The organism is Hymenobacter psoromatis (assembly GCF_020012125.1).
Taxonomy (GTDB): Bacteria; Bacteroidota; Bacteroidia; order Cytophagales; family Hymenobacteraceae; genus Hymenobacter; species Hymenobacter psoromatis.
On record NZ_JAIFAG010000001.1, the window covers coordinates 1,933,898 to 1,948,480 of the forward strand.

General features: G+C 63.1%; 15 protein-coding genes. 7 read left to right on the forward strand and 8 right to left on the reverse strand.

The window, feature by feature from the left end; translation table 11 throughout:
• Nucleotides 1-100: 100 nt before the first annotated feature.
• Both LC531_RS08270 and LC531_RS08275 read left to right on the forward strand, forming a co-directional pair.
• Complete coding sequence (locus tag LC531_RS08270; RefSeq protein ID WP_223649833.1) at nt 101-1,120, forward strand: 3-oxoacyl-ACP synthase III family protein; 1,020 nt, start codon at nt 101-103, stop codon at nt 1,118-1,120.
• Between the two features lie 127 nt (nt 1,121-1,247).
• Nucleotides 1,248-1,907 (forward strand): metal-dependent transcriptional regulator, encoded by a 660-nt coding sequence (locus tag LC531_RS08275; RefSeq protein WP_223649834.1) that lies wholly within the window; start codon nt 1,248-1,250, stop codon nt 1,905-1,907.
• An 8-nt stretch (nt 1,908-1,915) separates the two neighbouring features.
• Here LC531_RS08275 and LC531_RS08280 read toward each other — a convergent pair whose 3' ends face one another.
• Genes LC531_RS08280 through LC531_RS08290 form a run of 3 tightly spaced genes read right to left on the reverse strand, consistent with a single transcriptional unit; the run spans nt 1,916 to nt 4,498 of the window.
• On the reverse strand, nt 1,916-2,743 hold the full coding sequence (locus tag LC531_RS08280; RefSeq protein ID WP_223649835.1) for an SDR family oxidoreductase: 828 nt from the start codon (nt 2,741-2,743) through the stop codon (nt 1,916-1,918).
• Nucleotides 2,733-3,746, reverse strand: a complete 1,014-nt coding sequence (locus LC531_RS08285) for an NAD-dependent epimerase/dehydratase family protein (RefSeq protein WP_223649836.1) — start codon at nt 3,744-3,746, stop codon at nt 2,733-2,735. The genes LC531_RS08280 and LC531_RS08285 overlap by 11 nt, the downstream gene beginning before the upstream one ends.
• Nucleotides 3,746-4,498, reverse strand: a complete 753-nt coding sequence (locus tag LC531_RS08290; protein WP_416138968.1) for a TIGR04283 family arsenosugar biosynthesis glycosyltransferase — start codon at nt 4,496-4,498, stop codon at nt 3,746-3,748. Before LC531_RS08290 ends, LC531_RS08285 begins: the two co-directional genes overlap by 1 nt.
• Nucleotides 4,499-4,543: 45 nt before the next feature.
• Between LC531_RS08290 and LC531_RS08295 the strand changes: the two genes are divergently transcribed.
• Both LC531_RS08295 and LC531_RS08300 read left to right on the forward strand, forming a co-directional pair.
• Nucleotides 4,544-5,332 (forward strand): DUF547 domain-containing protein, encoded by a 789-nt coding sequence (locus LC531_RS08295; protein WP_223649837.1) that lies wholly within the window; start codon nt 4,544-4,546, stop codon nt 5,330-5,332.
• Nucleotides 5,333-5,386: 54 nt separating this feature from the next.
• The gene (locus tag LC531_RS08300; protein WP_223649838.1) at nt 5,387-6,001 is read left to right on the forward strand and encodes a DUF6134 family protein; all 615 of its coding nucleotides are present in this window, start codon (nt 5,387-5,389) and stop codon (nt 5,999-6,001) included.
• A gap of 26 nt (nt 6,002-6,027) precedes the next feature.
• On the opposite strand, the gene LC531_RS08305 is transcribed toward LC531_RS08300, so the two are convergent.
• On the reverse strand, nt 6,028-6,555 hold the full coding sequence (locus tag LC531_RS08305) for a rhodanese-like domain-containing protein (RefSeq protein ID WP_223649839.1): 528 nt from the start codon (nt 6,553-6,555) through the stop codon (nt 6,028-6,030).
• Nucleotides 6,556-6,850: 295 nt separating this feature from the next.
• Between LC531_RS08305 and LC531_RS08310 the strand changes: the two genes are divergently transcribed.
• Nucleotides 6,851-7,411, forward strand: coding sequence for a dihydrofolate reductase family protein (locus tag LC531_RS08310; protein ID WP_223649840.1), 561 nt, complete (start codon nt 6,851-6,853; stop codon nt 7,409-7,411).
• 125 nt (nt 7,412-7,536) lie between these two features.
• Here the strand turns inward: LC531_RS08310 and LC531_RS08315 are convergent, their stop codons facing one another.
• Nucleotides 7,537-8,178 (reverse strand): TIGR04282 family arsenosugar biosynthesis glycosyltransferase, encoded by a 642-nt coding sequence (locus tag LC531_RS08315; protein ID WP_223649841.1) that lies wholly within the window; start codon nt 8,176-8,178, stop codon nt 7,537-7,539.
• Between the two features lie 213 nt (nt 8,179-8,391).
• Here LC531_RS08315 and mnmE point away from each other — a divergent pair, with 213 nt between their 5' ends.
• Complete coding sequence (gene mnmE / locus LC531_RS08320; protein ID WP_223649842.1) at nt 8,392-9,873, forward strand: tRNA uridine-5-carboxymethylaminomethyl(34) synthesis GTPase MnmE; 1,482 nt, start codon at nt 8,392-8,394, stop codon at nt 9,871-9,873.
• A gap of 204 nt (nt 9,874-10,077) precedes the next feature.
• Nucleotides 10,078-11,373 (forward strand): citrate synthase, encoded by a 1,296-nt coding sequence (locus LC531_RS08325; RefSeq protein ID WP_223649843.1) that lies wholly within the window; start codon nt 10,078-10,080, stop codon nt 11,371-11,373.
• A 67-nt stretch (nt 11,374-11,440) separates the two neighbouring features.
• Here the strand turns inward: LC531_RS08325 and LC531_RS08330 are convergent, their stop codons facing one another.
• From LC531_RS08330 to LC531_RS08340, 3 genes are all read right to left on the reverse strand, one after another.
• Nucleotides 11,441-11,644, reverse strand: a complete 204-nt coding sequence (locus LC531_RS08330) for a DUF4177 domain-containing protein (protein ID WP_223649844.1) — start codon at nt 11,642-11,644, stop codon at nt 11,441-11,443.
• Nucleotides 11,645-11,716: 72 nt separating this feature from the next.
• A complete protein-coding gene (locus tag LC531_RS08335; protein ID WP_223649845.1) occupies nt 11,717-12,082 on the reverse strand; it encodes a hypothetical protein in 366 nt (121 codons plus the stop codon).
• A 394-nt stretch (nt 12,083-12,476) separates the two neighbouring features.
• Nucleotides 12,477-14,435 (reverse strand): OmpA family protein, encoded by a 1,959-nt coding sequence (locus tag LC531_RS08340; protein WP_223649846.1) that lies wholly within the window; start codon nt 14,433-14,435, stop codon nt 12,477-12,479.
• Nucleotides 14,436-14,583: the final 148 nt, after the last annotated feature.

Sequence of the window (14,583 nt, forward strand, 5' to 3'; positions counted from 1 at the left end):
CAGCAAGCCCGGCCTTAGTTCGGGTAATTTTTTCTTACTTGCAGGCTAAATACCGCGCACGTTCGCCCTACCCCCCTCCCACCCCTTACCCTCCCGTTCTATGGCTGCTACTACCACTTTGCGCGCCGCCGAAATTGCTGGCGTTGGCCACTACGTTCCTGCCCGCGTGGTCAAAAACGCGGAGCTGGAGGAAATGATGGCTACCTCCGATGCCTGGATTCAGGAGCGTACCGGTGTTCAGGAGCGGCGCTGGTTTGAGGAGGGCAAGGACACTACCGCCGGCATGGGGGCCGAGGCCGCCCGCCGCGCCCTGGCCCAGGCCGGCCTGACCGTGGACGACGTGCAGCTCATCGTATTCGCCACGCTCTCACCCGATTACTTCTTCCCCGGCTCGGGCGTGCTTATGCAGCGTGAGCTGGGCATGACCGGCAACGTGCCGGCTCTGGACGTACGCAACCAGTGCTCGGGCTTTATCTACGGGCTGTCGGTGGCCGACCAGTTTGTGCGTACCGGCATGTACGATACGGTACTGGTGGTGGGTTCCGAAATTCACTCCTCAGGCCTCGACAAAACGCCGCGGGGCCGGGCCGTGTCGGTTATTTTTGGCGATGGTGCGGGTGCCGTGGTGCTGCGCCCCGCCCGCGAGGCAAGCCACGGCATCCTGAGCACCCATTTGCACGCGCAGGGCGAGTTTGCCGAGGAGCTTATCGTGAAGGAGCCCAGCTCGAACCGCGAAAACCGGACGCAGTACATCTTCGACCACGAGCAGGACCTCTACCCCTACATGAACGGCCAGAACGTGTTCAAGCACGCGGTGGTGCGCTTTCCGCAGGTTATAACGGAAGCGCTGGACCAGAACGGCTACCAAGCGCAGGACATCGACCTACTCATTCCACACCAGGCCAACCTACGCATTACGCAGTACGTGCAGCAGAAAATGGGCCTGCCCGACGACAAGGTTTTCAGCAATATTCAGCGCTATGGCAACACCACGGCCGCCAGCATCCCCATTGCCCTGAGCGAGGCCGTGCAGGAAGGCCGCATCAAGCGCGGCGACCTGTTGTGCCTGGCCGCCTTCGGCTCGGGCTTCACCTGGGCTTCGGCATTGATTAAATGGTGAGATTTTTCAGTTATCAGTCAGTAGTCATTATCTCGCCTGAATTTGGCCATCTTGGCCACAATAAACAGCCACTACTACCGCATAATTGCCACCTGAAAATTGATAACTGTTGACTGATAACTGATAAATGACCGTTGCCGAGGAGAATTATCTGAAAGCTATTTATAAGCTGGCTGAGGCCGAGCCGGGGCAGGATGTGAGCACCAACCGCATTGCGGCGGCGCTTGCTACGCGCGCCGCTTCCGTGACGGATATGCTGCGCCGGCTGGCCGACAAGCAGCTGCTGGACTACGAGAAATACCGGGGCGTGCGCCTCACGCCCGAAGGCCGGCGGGTAGCGCTGCTCACGGTGCGCAAGCACCGGCTCTGGGAGGTATTTTTGGTGCAGCAGCTGGGCTTTACCTGGGATGAGGTGCACGAGGTGGCCGAGGAGCTGGAACACGTGCAGTCGCCGCTGCTCATGCGCCGGCTTGATGCTTTTTTGAAATTTCCAGCTTTCGACCCGCACGGCGACCCCATTCCGGCCGAGGATGGAGCCATTCGCCGCCCCGCCCAGCGCCTGCTGGCCGAGCTGGGGGTAGGCGGCTGCGGCACGCTGGCTGCCGTGAAGGATACTTCAGCCCCTTTTTTACAGTATCTCGATAAGGTGGGCCTGCCGCTGGGCGCGCAGGTGCGGGTGCTGGAAATCGTAACCTTCGACCGCTCGCTGGAGGTACGTATAAATGACGCGCAGACCGTGCTCATCTCGGCCGAAGTAGGTCGCAATCTTTTCGTAACTGCGGAGTAGCGCGGCGCTTACTCGTAGAGCCGGCGCAGGCGGCGCTGGCTGGTGAGCACCACCCAATCGCCGAGGCGGGGCAATAGAGCGTGCACCACCAGAATGAGCCGGCCCAGGGCCGAGATGACCGTGCGCCGCCGCCGCCGCCGCACGTGCCGCAGGATGATGGCCGCCACTTGGGCCTGTGATTTTTGCCAGCGCAGGGGGCGGTGCGCAATGGGCACGGGCCGGCCGGCCGCGTCGAGCACGCGCTTATCGGGGTCGTTCTGGGTGAAGCCGATGTGCACCACCCCGACGTGCACGCCGGTGGTGGCCAGCTCCAGGCGCAGGGTGTGGGCGAGGTTGGCCAGGGCCGCCTTGCCGGCGCAGTAGGCCGAGCCGCTGGGCATCCCGTTCAGGGCCGAGATGGAGGAAATGAACGTGACACTGCCTCTGGCGGCTAGCAGGTGGGGTAGGGCCGCCTTGAGTGGGTACACCGAGCCGTAGACGTTACTATCGAGCACCTGCCGGAACACCTCGGGCGCGAGGTCGCGGAAGTAGGCGCGCATCGAAATGCTGGCGTTGGTGATGAGGATGTCGAGCCGGCCAAACTGGGCGATGGCCGTGGCTACCAGGTGCTCGCAGGCGGCGTAGTCGGTGACATCGGCCAGGCAGGCGGCCACCTGGTAGCCCTCGGCGGCCAGGGCCTGGCGGGTGGCTTCGAGGCGCGCGGCCTGGCGGCCGTTGAGCACCACGGCCGCACCCTGCTGGCAGAAGGCCCGCGCCGTGGCCCGGCCAATGCCCGACTCGGAGCCGGTAATCAGAACCACCTGGCCCGCCAGCGGCCCGGCTTTATTACCCGACATAGCCGTGGGCTTTAAACCAGGCAAACGCCTCGCTGGCGGCTTGCTGAGTGGAAGTTTGGGGCAGGGTCAATTCGGTGCGGGCTTTGTGGGGGGTGAAGTAATGGCCATCGTTGGCCACGGCCGCCATTGCGGCGTTTAGCTGGGCGGGGCGGCCGGTGAGGCGGGCTTGGAGGTCGCAGAGTACGCCATAAAAATTAGCCAGCGGCGGCGGCACCGGCCAGCGCGGCGGCCCTACCCCTAGTACTTTGGCCAGCAGGGCGAAGGCTTCGCGGTAGCTCAGGTTTTCATTGCCCAAAATGTACGACTCGCCCACCCGGCCCAGGGTGAGGGCGTTGACGGTGGCCACGGCCACGTCGCGCACGTGCACGTAGTTTTTGCCGCCCAGCGGGTAGCCGGGCAGGCGGCCCCGGTATAGCTCCAGCAGCAGCGCGCCGGAGGTGGGGCGCGCATCGCCGGGGCCGAGCATAAACGTGGGGTGCACCAGCACGGCGGGCAGCTGCTCGCGGGCCACGGCGGCCAGCACGCGGCTGGTAGCGGCGCGCTTGCTATCCATGTAATCAAGCTTGTAGCGGCGGCCGGTGTAGGGCCGGGTTTCGTCGCCGGGCCGGTTTTTTGGGCCAAAGCCGAAGACGTTGGCCGTGCCCACGTACACGAAGCGCCCTATCCCCGCCTGGCGCGCTAAGCGCAGCGCCTGCTCGGTACCGCCCAGGTTGGCAGCCCACACGGCACTATTACGGGCGGGGTTCACTTGAGCCAGCGCGGCGGCGTGAATAATGGCCCCGCAGCCGTCAATAGCGGCGGCCAACTCGCCCTTGCGTACTACGCGGGCCAAATCCACTTCGCACACCTCGATGGGCAGCGAGCGCAGGGGGGGTAGGGCCGGGCTGGCCGCGCTGCCCGGCCGCACCAGCGCCCGCACGGGGTAGCCGCGCCGCAGCAGCTCAGCCACGAGGTGGCGGCCCAGAAAGCCGTTGGCACCCGTTACGAGGACGCGGGGCAGCATCAGCGGTAGTTGAGCAGGGCCTTGTAGGTGCGCGCAATGCGCGGCGGCGGCACCTTGAGAAAGAACATCGAAAAGGCCGTCAAATTAGCCAGCTGCACGCGCAGCCAGCCGTTGGTTTCGTACTTGCGGGCCGACACGACGACCTCCTGCGGCACGATGAGGAACGGGCTGAGCCGGCGAATGCGCTGGATAATCTCGAAGTCCTCCATAATAACGAACCGCTCGTTGAAGCCGCCTAACTGCGCAAACAGCGCCCGCGTCACGAACAGGGTCTGGTCGCCGCCCCGGCTCATAATGCCCTTAAAACGAGTACCGTAGCTGTTGAGGCGCAGCAGCGGGTGGCGCGAGTCGAACCGGAAGCGGTAGCAGCCGGCGGCGTAGCCCTGGGCCACGGCCGCCGCGATGGTGGCCGCGTAGTCGGGGTGAATGCCCACGTCGGCGTGCACGAAGTAGAGCACCGCGCCGCGCGCCTGCTGGGCTCCGTAATTCATTTGGGCGGCGCGGCCGGGCCGGGGGGCGGCCAGCACGGTGGCCCCGGCGGCGCGGGCGGCGGCGGCAGTGCCGTCGGGGCTGCCGGCATCCACCACCAGTATTTCCACGGCGGCGGCGGGGGCGTGGCGGCGCAGGTCGGCCACCAGGCGGCCGATGTTGGCGGCTTCGTTGTAGGTGGGGATGATGACGCTGAGCATGGGTAGGGAAGGCGGCGCAAGGCTATACGAAGCCGCTGGCGCGGGTAGTTTGCCGGGCAGCATCTTTTCCAGTTCCGTTTCCCGTATGTGCTGCCGATGGGCAAATTTATGAAAACCTCCGCCATAGTGGCTCTGGCCGCCGGCACGCTCGCCGCCTTAGCCGGGGTGGCCTGGCACCTCCAGTCGGCCCCTACCCTGCCCTACACCGCCAGCCGCGCGCTCATCAGCCACGGGGCCTACGACCAGCTGCTGCGCCGGCACGTGAGCGCCCAGGGCCTCGTGGACTACCCCGGCTTCCGGGCCGACGAGGCCGCCTTCAACCAGTACCTGGCGCTGCTGAGCCAGAACCCGCCCGCCGCCAACTGGTCGCGCAACGACCAGCTGGCGTACTGGATAAACGCTTATAACGCCTATACTATCCGCCTCATCCTCAACCACTACCCGGTAAAAAGTATCAAGGACATCGGGCCGCGCATTCAGATTCCGTTTCTGACTACGCCCTGGGCGGATAAGTTTTTCCGCATCGGCAGCCAGCCAATGAGCCTCGATAATATCGAGCACGGCATGCTGCGCCAGCAGTTTGAGGACCCGCGCATTCACTTCGCGCTGGTGTGCGCCTCGCTTTCCTGCCCCCGACTCCGCAACGAAGCCTATACTGCCGCCCAGCTCGATGCCCAGCTCGCCGACCAGGGCCACGATTTTCTGAACAACCCGGCCAAGAACAAAATCAGCAGGCCGGCGGCTCAACTCTCGAAGTATTTCGACTGGTATAAGGGCGATTGGGAGCAAAATGGCCAGTCGGTGGTGCAGTGGGTCAACCGCTACTCCATCGTCCAGATTGACGGGGCTACGAAAATTTCTTACCTCGATTATAATTGGGGATTAAATACGCAGTAGAAGAGAATAAACCGCCGCGGGCCGCTCTTTCCTATTCCTAACTTCTTCACGCTCATGCGTCTATCCCCCTTATTCTTCCTCCTCGCCCTACCCCTGGCCGCGCGGGCGCAAGCGCCCCCGGCGGCCGAGGTGCGGCGCTACGGCATCGAGGTGGCGGGCTTGCGGGTGGGCACGATGACGGCCACGCGCCAGGCCCCGGCCGGCAGCTCCGACGTGACCTACTCGCTGGTGAGCGACGTGCGGGTGAATTTCCTGTTCTACCACCTGCGCATTTACTACCAGGTAATCAACCACTTCCGCAACGGGCAGCTGCTGCTCTCGACCGTGGCGGCGCACACCAACCAAGGCGATTTTGCCTCGCGGGCCGAATGGCTCGGCGACCACTACGCCATCGTGGCCGACCAGTATAAATACCACTACCGGGGTACCGAAACGCAGCCCATCCGCTACGCCGTGACCAACATGTTTTTTGGCGAGCCGCCAGCCGGGCAGGCGCGGGCCTTCGCCGAGTACTTCGGCGACTTCTTCACCCTGAGCCAGGGGGAAAACGGGGCCTGGCAGGCTGTGCGCGACGGCCGCGAGGACGAATACCAGTACGCTAACGGCCAGCTGATTACCCTCATTAAAAAGAACCCGCTGAAGAACTTTATTATCCGGCTGGAGCAGTAGAGCCATAAAAACTGGCAGCCAATAGCTTAATACACTTTCTGGCCGCGCTGGAGCCAGATGCCCCAGGCGGGCGAGTAGGCGTGCACGCTATCGGTGGGCTGATTAGAGGCCGTAAAAACCGGCTGGCCTTCATTCACCCACTCGAAAATACCGCCGTAGAGGTTGCGCACGTGGGTATAGCCGGCCTGCCGCAGCCTGGCCCCGATTTGCTCGCTGCGCACGCCCACTGAGCAATATACCACGATGGGCGTATCCTTCGAAATATCACGCACTTCGGCCAGCGAAAACTCGTCGTAGCCCACCCACCGCGCCCCGCGCAAGTGACTGACGGCGAACTCGGTGGGCGCACGGGTGTCGAGCAGCACGGGCGTGGGCTGGTGCCTGAGCTGGGCTACGCTCACGAAGGGCACGGTGCCCTTGAGTAAGCTCTTAAGCATGGCTGAGTAGAGCCGGCTGGTGGTGGGCGGGGCGGCGGGGCGGCTGCGGCAGGCGGCCACCAGGCCCGCCAGCAGCAGTGCGCCCCCCAGCCACCGGACAAAGGAGCAGGTAGTCATCGATTTTAGATACGCGGACGCGGCCCCTGCTGGTTGCTCTACCCCCCTTACGCACGCCAAACCTTAACGGTAGTTTCCAATTTGGCACCAGTGACCTGTATAGTTAAAAAATTGGCGGTCAGTTCTTTAATTTGAAGCTATTCAGGAAGTGCGTGGCACAGGCTGAAAAACAACTACGGATGGTCGCATCAGGTCCTCCTGTTTATCACGGTTGCCCCTTATGCGGGTGAGCCATCCGTTGTAACCTTGCGCAACTATTCAATTAGCAGCCAACAACATGAGAAAGCTCAGAATCATGGAACACATCTCCCTGGACGGCGTGATTCAGCACGAAGACGGCGAAAGCTTTGCGCATGGCAACTGGACGAATCCCTATCGCACGCCGGCTGGGTTAGCGGCCGTTTTCGAGGCGCAGGGCAGCAACTTCGATTTGCTGCTGGGCCGCCGCACCTACGATGCCTGGGCCGACTTCTGGCCGAAAGCCGGGAATAGCCCGATGGCAGACGGGCTGAACGCGGCAACGAAATACGTCGTGACCCACCGGCCGGACAGCCTCCAATGGGGCCCGGTCGGGGACTTAGGCGCGGATATTCTAGCGGGTATTCGCGGCGTTAAGGCAACGGATGGCCCCGACCTGATTGTTTGGGGGAGTTCCACGCTGACGTCCGTGTTGCTCGACCAGGGATTAGTCGATGAGGTGCTGCTGCTGGTCTACCCGGTCTTGCTGGGCCGGGGCAAACGCTTTTTTTCGGACAGTGCCGACCCGCGCGAACTCGCCTTCGTTAGCACGCAGGTTACGTCCACGGGCGTGCTCATCAACACGTATCGGCACGTTGGCTCGCTGCAAAAAACCTGAAGCTGCAACGATAGCCCCCAGCCCCCGAACGCTACCGCGCCGGCTGGTTATGGCGCAGCTGAACGCTTGGCTTGATGAGTTTAAAGCCTTGCTCATGCGCTACGGCACGTGCCTGGAAAGCTGGCTCACGCCTGGCTTTTGGCCGCGCGCCAGGTGGCCAGGTCCTGTACCGAATCTACGTCGTGCAGGGTGGGTAGCAGGGCCACGCGCAGGCCCAGGCGGGCGGTATCGGCCAGGGTATCGGGCAGCACGGTGGCGGTGCTCCAGCTTTTATTCTGAAATAACTCGACTTCTAACTTATTCATTCCTAATAAGTAATAGCCGCCATCATCAGCCGGGCCGAGTACTACGTCGTGGGTCAATAGCTCCTCGAACGCCCGCGTGAGCAGCGCCGCGCTCAGGCCGGGGCAGTCGGTGCCGATGATGACGGCCCGCCCCGCCCCGGCCCCAAACGCTGCGCCGCAGGCGTGGGCCATGCGCGCGCCCAGTGAGTCGGCGGGCGGCTGCACGCGCCAGGGTAGGCCGGGCCATTCGGGGCGGGGTAGGGCCTCGTCGGCGGTCATCTCGGCCGGGGCCTCGGCCAGCCACACGGTGGCCGGCACCTGGGCGGCGGCCACGGCGGCGGCCGTGAGAGCCAGCAGCTCGCGGTACACGGCCAGGGCCGCCGCGGCCCCAATGCCGACGGCCAGGCGGGTTTTGACGCGCCCCAGCACCGGCTCGCGGGCAAAGATGAGCAGGTGCGGGCGGGAATCAACGGGAGTTTTCATGCGCGAAGGAGGCGCGGGCGCGAAGCTTTTTCGGCGCGGGCGGGCTTAAACTTACGCCCCGCCGCCCCACCTGGCTGCCCCCGGCCCTACCCCCCACCGCGCCGCCGGCCGCTACCTTCGCCCCCCGGCAAAAGCCCCCGCCGGCCGCCCTACCCCCGCCGGCCGCCCCCAACCCGGCCTAGCATCCCCTATCCCCAATCGTCCCCAAAATCTGTGAAACCCGCTAAAATCCGTGCTAATCAGTGGCCTACGGTGGTGGCCCTCTCCACACCGCCGGGCGCGGGCGCGCTGGCGGTAGTGCGTCTATCGGGTTCCGAGGCTATTGCCATTACCCAAGCGCTTTTTTCCAAGAAGAACCTGGCCGACCAGCCCGGCCACACCCTGCACTACGGCACGCTGCGTGAGCCCGGCACCGGCCGGGTGCTCGATGAGGTGGTGGTGGCGCTCTACCGCGCCCCGCGCTCCTACACCCGCGAGGACGTGGTGGAAATATCCGGCCACGGCTCCGACTACGTGGCCAGCCAGATTCTGGCGGCGCTGCTGCGCCAGGGCGCGCGCCTGGCCGAAGCCGGCGAGTTCACCAAGCGCGCCTTCCTCAACGGCGCGCTCGATTTGGCCCAGGCCGAAGCCGTGGCCGACCTCATCGCCGCCGACTCGGCGCTCTCGCACCAAGTGGCCCTGAACCAGCTGCGGGGCGGCTTTTCGGATGAATTGCGCGAGCTGCGGGCGCAGCTCATCAAGTTCGCGGCTTTATTAGAATTGGAGCTGGATTTTGGCGAGGAAGACGTGGAATTTGCCGACCGCACGGGGCTGGCGCGGCTGCTGGCCGAAGTGGAGGGGGTAGTAACCGGGCTGCTGCGCTCGTTTGAGCTGGGTAATGTAATTAAGCACGGCATCACGACCGTGATTGCCGGGCGGCCCAACGCCGGTAAGTCCACGCTGCTCAACGCGCTGCTGCGCGAGGAGCGCGCCATCGTATCGGCCACGCCGGGCACCACCCGCGACTTTATTGAGGATGAAGTAATTATCGAAGGACTGCGGTTCCGGTTCGTGGACACGGCCGGCCTGCGCGATAACCCCGCCGACGAGGTGGAGGCCATTGGCGTGCGCCGTACCCGCGAGCGTATCGGCCAGGCCGCGCTGCTGCTCTACCTCTTCGACCTCACCGAGCTAACCCCCGCCGAGGTGCAGGCCGACATCGCGGAACTGACCACTACCCTACCCCACCTGCCCGTGCTGGCCGTGGGCAATAAGCAAGACTTGGGGTCATTTAATACTTATCAGGTATCAGGTATTAAGCAAACGGCGGGGACTGAAAACCAGGAACCAGCCACCGAAACTCACGAACCAGAAACCAGACAACCAATAATCAGCAACCAACCCATTTTCATCTCGGCGGCGCGGCGCGAAGGACTGGAGGAGCTGCAAGCGGCCCTGCTGGCGCGGGTGCGGGGGGCGGGGCTGGCGGGCACCGGCACGGCCACCATCGTCACCAACGCGCGCCATGCCCGCGCCTTGGAAGTGGCCGCCCAGCACCTGGCGGCCGTGCGCCAGGGCTTGACTGAAGGGCGCGGCACCGAGTTGCTGGCCGCCGACCTGCGCCACGCCTTGGGCGCGCTGGGCGAGATAACGGGCGAGATTTCATCTGATGACCTGCTGACGAGTATTTTCACCCAATTCTGCATCGGCAAGTAGGGCCGGGGGCGGGGGTAGCAAAAAACCGCGCAAACGTTATTGGGTAGCTTTCGGGGCCAAACTGAGGGCGTTACGGAAACCTGCGCTCGCCTTCGTATGTACTATAGCCGGGGCGGGCCGGAAAATATTTCCCGGCGCACCACTTGGGCCGTAGCTTCGCGCCCACAACAAGCGGCTACTTTACATCCTCTTCCTACCCAACCAATGGCAGAAACTGCTGAACTTACGCTAGCGGGCGGCCCAGCCCTTTCCCTACCCGTCACCGAAGGGACCGAGCACGAAAAAGCTTTTGACATCGGCAAGCTGCGCGACCAGACCGGCTACGTTACCTACGACCCCGGCTACAAGAACACGGGAGCCTGCAAATCGGCCATCACGTTTCTCGATGGGGAGCAGGGCATTTTGCGCTACCGGGGCTACCCCATCGAGCAGCTGGCCGAGAAATCGAGCTTCCTGGAAGTGGCTTATTTGCTGATTTACGGCCACTTGCCCACCGCGGCGGAGCTGGCGGACTTCAGTGGCCAGATTACCAAGCACACGCTGGTGCACGAGGATATGCGCAAGATTTTTGATGGCTTCCCGAGCAGCACGCACCCGATGGCCATCCTGAGCAGCCTCACCTGCGCGCTCACCGGCTTTTACCCCGAAAGCATCAACCCTAACCTGAGCGCGGCTGATACCGACCTCAACATCGTGCGGCTGATTGCCAAGATGAGCACCATCGCGGCCTGGACCTACAAAAACTCGGTGGGCCACCCGCTCAACTACCCGCGCAACGACCTCGACTACGCCTCTAACTTCCTGTACATGATGTTTAGCTTCCCCACCGAGAAGTATGAAGTCAACCCGCTGGTGGTGAGCGCGCTGAACAAGCTCCTGATTCTGCACGCCGACCACGAGCAGAACTGCTCTACCAGCACCGTGCGCCTCGTGGGCTCGGCCAATGCCAGCCTCTACGGCTCGGTGTCGGCGGGTATCAACGCACTGTGGGGACCGCTGCACGGCGGGGCCAACCAAGAGGTTATTGAAATGCTCGAAGCCATTGAGCGCGACGGCGGCGACACCAGCAAGTTCATCGCCAAGGCCAAGGATAAGAACGACTCGTTCCGCCTGATGGGCTTCGGCCACCGGGTATATAAGAACTTCGACCCGCGCGCTAAAATCATTAAAAAGTCTGCTGATGAGGTACTTAGCGCTCTCGGAATGCAGGACAGCCCACTGCTGAAAATAGCGCAGGAGCTAGAGCAGGCCGCCCTCACCGACCAGTATTTTATCGAGCGCAAGCTGTACCCGAACGTGGATTTCTACTCGGGCATCATCTACAAGGCGCTGGGTATCCCCACCGAGATGTTTACCGTCATGTTTGCCTTAGGCCGCCTCCCCGGCTGGATTGCGCAGTGGAAAGAGATGCGCGAAAACAAGGAGCCCATCGGCCGCCCCCGCCAGATTTACGTGGGCGAAACCGAGCGCGACTACGTGCCAATGGACGCGCGCAAGTAAGCTCTTAATTTTTAGTTTTTTATGGTCAGCCCGCCGTTTGGTGGGCTGCCTTTTTTTGGGCCCTACCCTACCCCGGCAGCTCCCGCTTGAGGGTGACGAGTAGCAGATGGGCGCGGCTCCACCACCGCCAGTTACCACCGCGGTCAGTCACGGCCACTACTTCCCAACCCTCGCGGCCCAGCGCATCCAGCTCTTCCGTCAGCGCGTCCGCATCAATCGGGTTAGTAGCGTGGTCGGTCACCTCCACTAGGTAGTACTCAAATTTTTTCATGCGCTAAACTTACTACCTGGGCGCAGCCGCCCTACCCGCGGCGGGGCGGCTGCACGCAGCGTAGCCAGCCACCTAGAGGCGGTGGGCCGTAAAATTAGCCCGCAGCTGCTGGTAGGCCAAGCGCTGCTCGGGTTGCAGCAACTCGCTGAGCGACTGCTCATAGCGCAGCTGCGCGGCGGCCAGCTGGGCGTCACGGTCGGCAGCCGGGGCACCGGCCAGCGACTGCTCCAGTTCGCGGCGCTCGTTCAGGAACTGCAGGTGCAGGTGCTTGATACGCACGTACTGGCCCTCATTAAAGTGAATGCGGTGCGCCAGGGCCTGCGTGAGCGTGGTGGCGCGCACCTGCACCGACTTGGGGTAGTCCTCACCGGGAGTTTTGGCGGGGGTAGCGTGGGCGAGGCTGGCCGAAAAGCAAGCGGCGGCGAACAGGTAGTTCATGGGTAAAAAGGGTTTGGGGTGAAATGAAAAAGCGCTGGGCAGTTCCGGTAACCGGCGCAGGACCACCCTGTCGCTGCCGGAACTGCTTCAAACCTACACCCTTTTCTTTTTTTGCACAAAAACCAGTGAGTTTGGCACTTTTTTAATTAACGAATTTTACTTTAATTTCAATTACCCCTCATTCACAAGCGCTTATGAAAAGTAGAAAAAGTTTAGCTTCGACCATAAAAAAAGCCCGCGCTTAGGCGGGCTATTTATTTTGCTTGAAAAATCCTATTAAATTTCGCAGTTCTTAAAGCCTTACTTTAAGTTCGGAACTCCTGCGCTCCTTTGCAAACCTCTGCAAGAGATGCCCTTTACCAAGGAGTATAGAAGTATTAAAGACGGCCGCAGGCTACAAGATGCGCAGCTCGATGCGGCGGTTTTCGGCCCGGTGGGCTTCCGAGTCGTTGGCGGCCAGGGGCTTAGTTGCGCCGTAGCCCTTGGCGCGCAGGCGGGCGGCGGGCACGCCGTGGCCACTGAGGTAGGCCAGCACAGCCTGAGCGCGGCGCTGCGAAAGCGTGAGGTTGGCGGCGGGCGTGCCCACGTTGTCGGTGTAGCCGGCCACCTCCACGCGCAGGTTGGCATCCTGGCGCAGAAACTCTACGAGACGGTCCAGCTCAGTGCGCGAGCGCGGCTTGAGCACGGCCTGGTTGGAATCAAAAAACAGATTATTCAGCACCGCGCTGCGGCCGCTTTTAGCGGGCTCGAGGTAAATGTCGAGGGTAAGCGGGTCGAAGCTACGCGAGGCTGAGTAGTCAAAATTCAGACTCTTAAGTAGATAGCCAGGTGCGGCGGCGTACATGGCGTAGGCGCGGCCCTCGTTGAGCACGGCGGTGTACTCGCCGGTTTCGGTATCCGAATACACCTGCTGGGTGAGGGCATTGGTGCCAAGGTCGAAGAGCTGCACCATCGCGTTGAGGGGCTTCTTCGTCACGGCATCGAACACCCGGCCCTGGGCGTAGGTGCTGGTTTCGCGGGCGCGGGCGCTGGCCGGCACTTCGCTGCCGTAGAGCAGAATGGGCGGGGCCATGCGGGGCGATTCGCCGGGGCGGGGCGGCTCGGCGCGGGTGTAGTAGGCGCGCTTGTTATCCGACGAAATAAAGAGCGATGCCTCGTTGGCGAAGGTATTGAGGGGGTAGCCCAGGTTGCGCGGGGTGCCCCACTGGCCTTTGTCGTCCAGCTCGGCCCGAAAAATATCGCTGCTACCCAGGCCCACCAAGCCGTTGGTGGCATAATAGAGGGTAGTACCGCTGGCGTGGATAAAGGGTGCCAGGTCGTCGCCGGGCGTGTTGACGGGAGCACCCAGGTTGCGCGGGGCAGTCCAGCTACCATCAGGCCCGATAGTAGTTACGTAGAGGTCGTAGCCGCCGAGGCCGCCGCCGCGCTGCGACGAAAAGTAGAGCGTGCGTCCATCGGCCGAGAGCGAGGGCTGCGAGTCCCAGGCTTTGGAATTGACTAGCGGGCCGAGGTTGCGCGGGGCGGTCCATTCCTTGCCGCGCCGCCGCGAAATATATAGGTCGCAATTGCCTACCCCCCCCGGCCGGCCGCAACTGGTGAATACCAGCGTGTTGCCATCGCCCGAGATGGTAGCCGTGCCCTCATTCTCGCGCGAGTTGATGTTGGGCGAGATGGACTGCGGCGCGCCAAACGTGCCATCGGGTAGCACCGTGCTGATGAACACGTCCTCGTTTTCCTGGCCAAACTTCTCGGGGCTGCGCTGCACCGTGAAGATGAGCGACTTGTTATCGGCCGTGAGCACCGGGAAGTATTGGTCGCGCAGCTGGTTGAGTGGGGCGGGCAGGCGCTCGGGCAGCGGGCCGTTGGGGTGAGCCATCGCCTCGGCGGCGAAGTCACAGTTTTGCAGCTGCAGCTTGGCCGCGGCCACCTGCTTGGGGTTGTTCGGGTTGAAGCTGAGGTAGTTGGTATACGCCTGGCGCACGGTGGCGTAGTCGCCGACCTCGGCGGCCAGCTTGGCCAGGGTGAGGTAATCATTGGCGCGGGCGGGCTCCACGGGCAGCTTGGCCAGGCCCAGCTGATAGGCTTGCAGCGCACCGGGGTGGTCGCCGAGGATGGTCAGCAGCGAAGCTTTGCGCAGAAACGGCTCGCCGTAGTCGGGAAACTTATCGGTGAGCTGCTGCCACACCAGCAGTGCCTGCTGGGGTTGGCGGTCGCGGTAAAACAGGCTCTGGGCCTTCTCATAGAGGCTACGGGCTTTGCCGTCGGTGACGGACGCGGGCGCTTGCTGGGCCAGGGCGGGCGCGCCAGCCAGCACGCAAAGCAACGCGGCAGGAAGCAGGAATTTAGGCAACATAAGCGGATACGCGGGCGAATTCTACTGCCTGGCGGCCAAGGAGTAAGGCAGTTGCCTGCCGCCAACGTCAGATGGGCAAATTAACAGGCAAAAGCTAGGCCCTAACAGTCAAAACCCCCGATTTCGTGCTGAAACCAGGGGTTTTAGT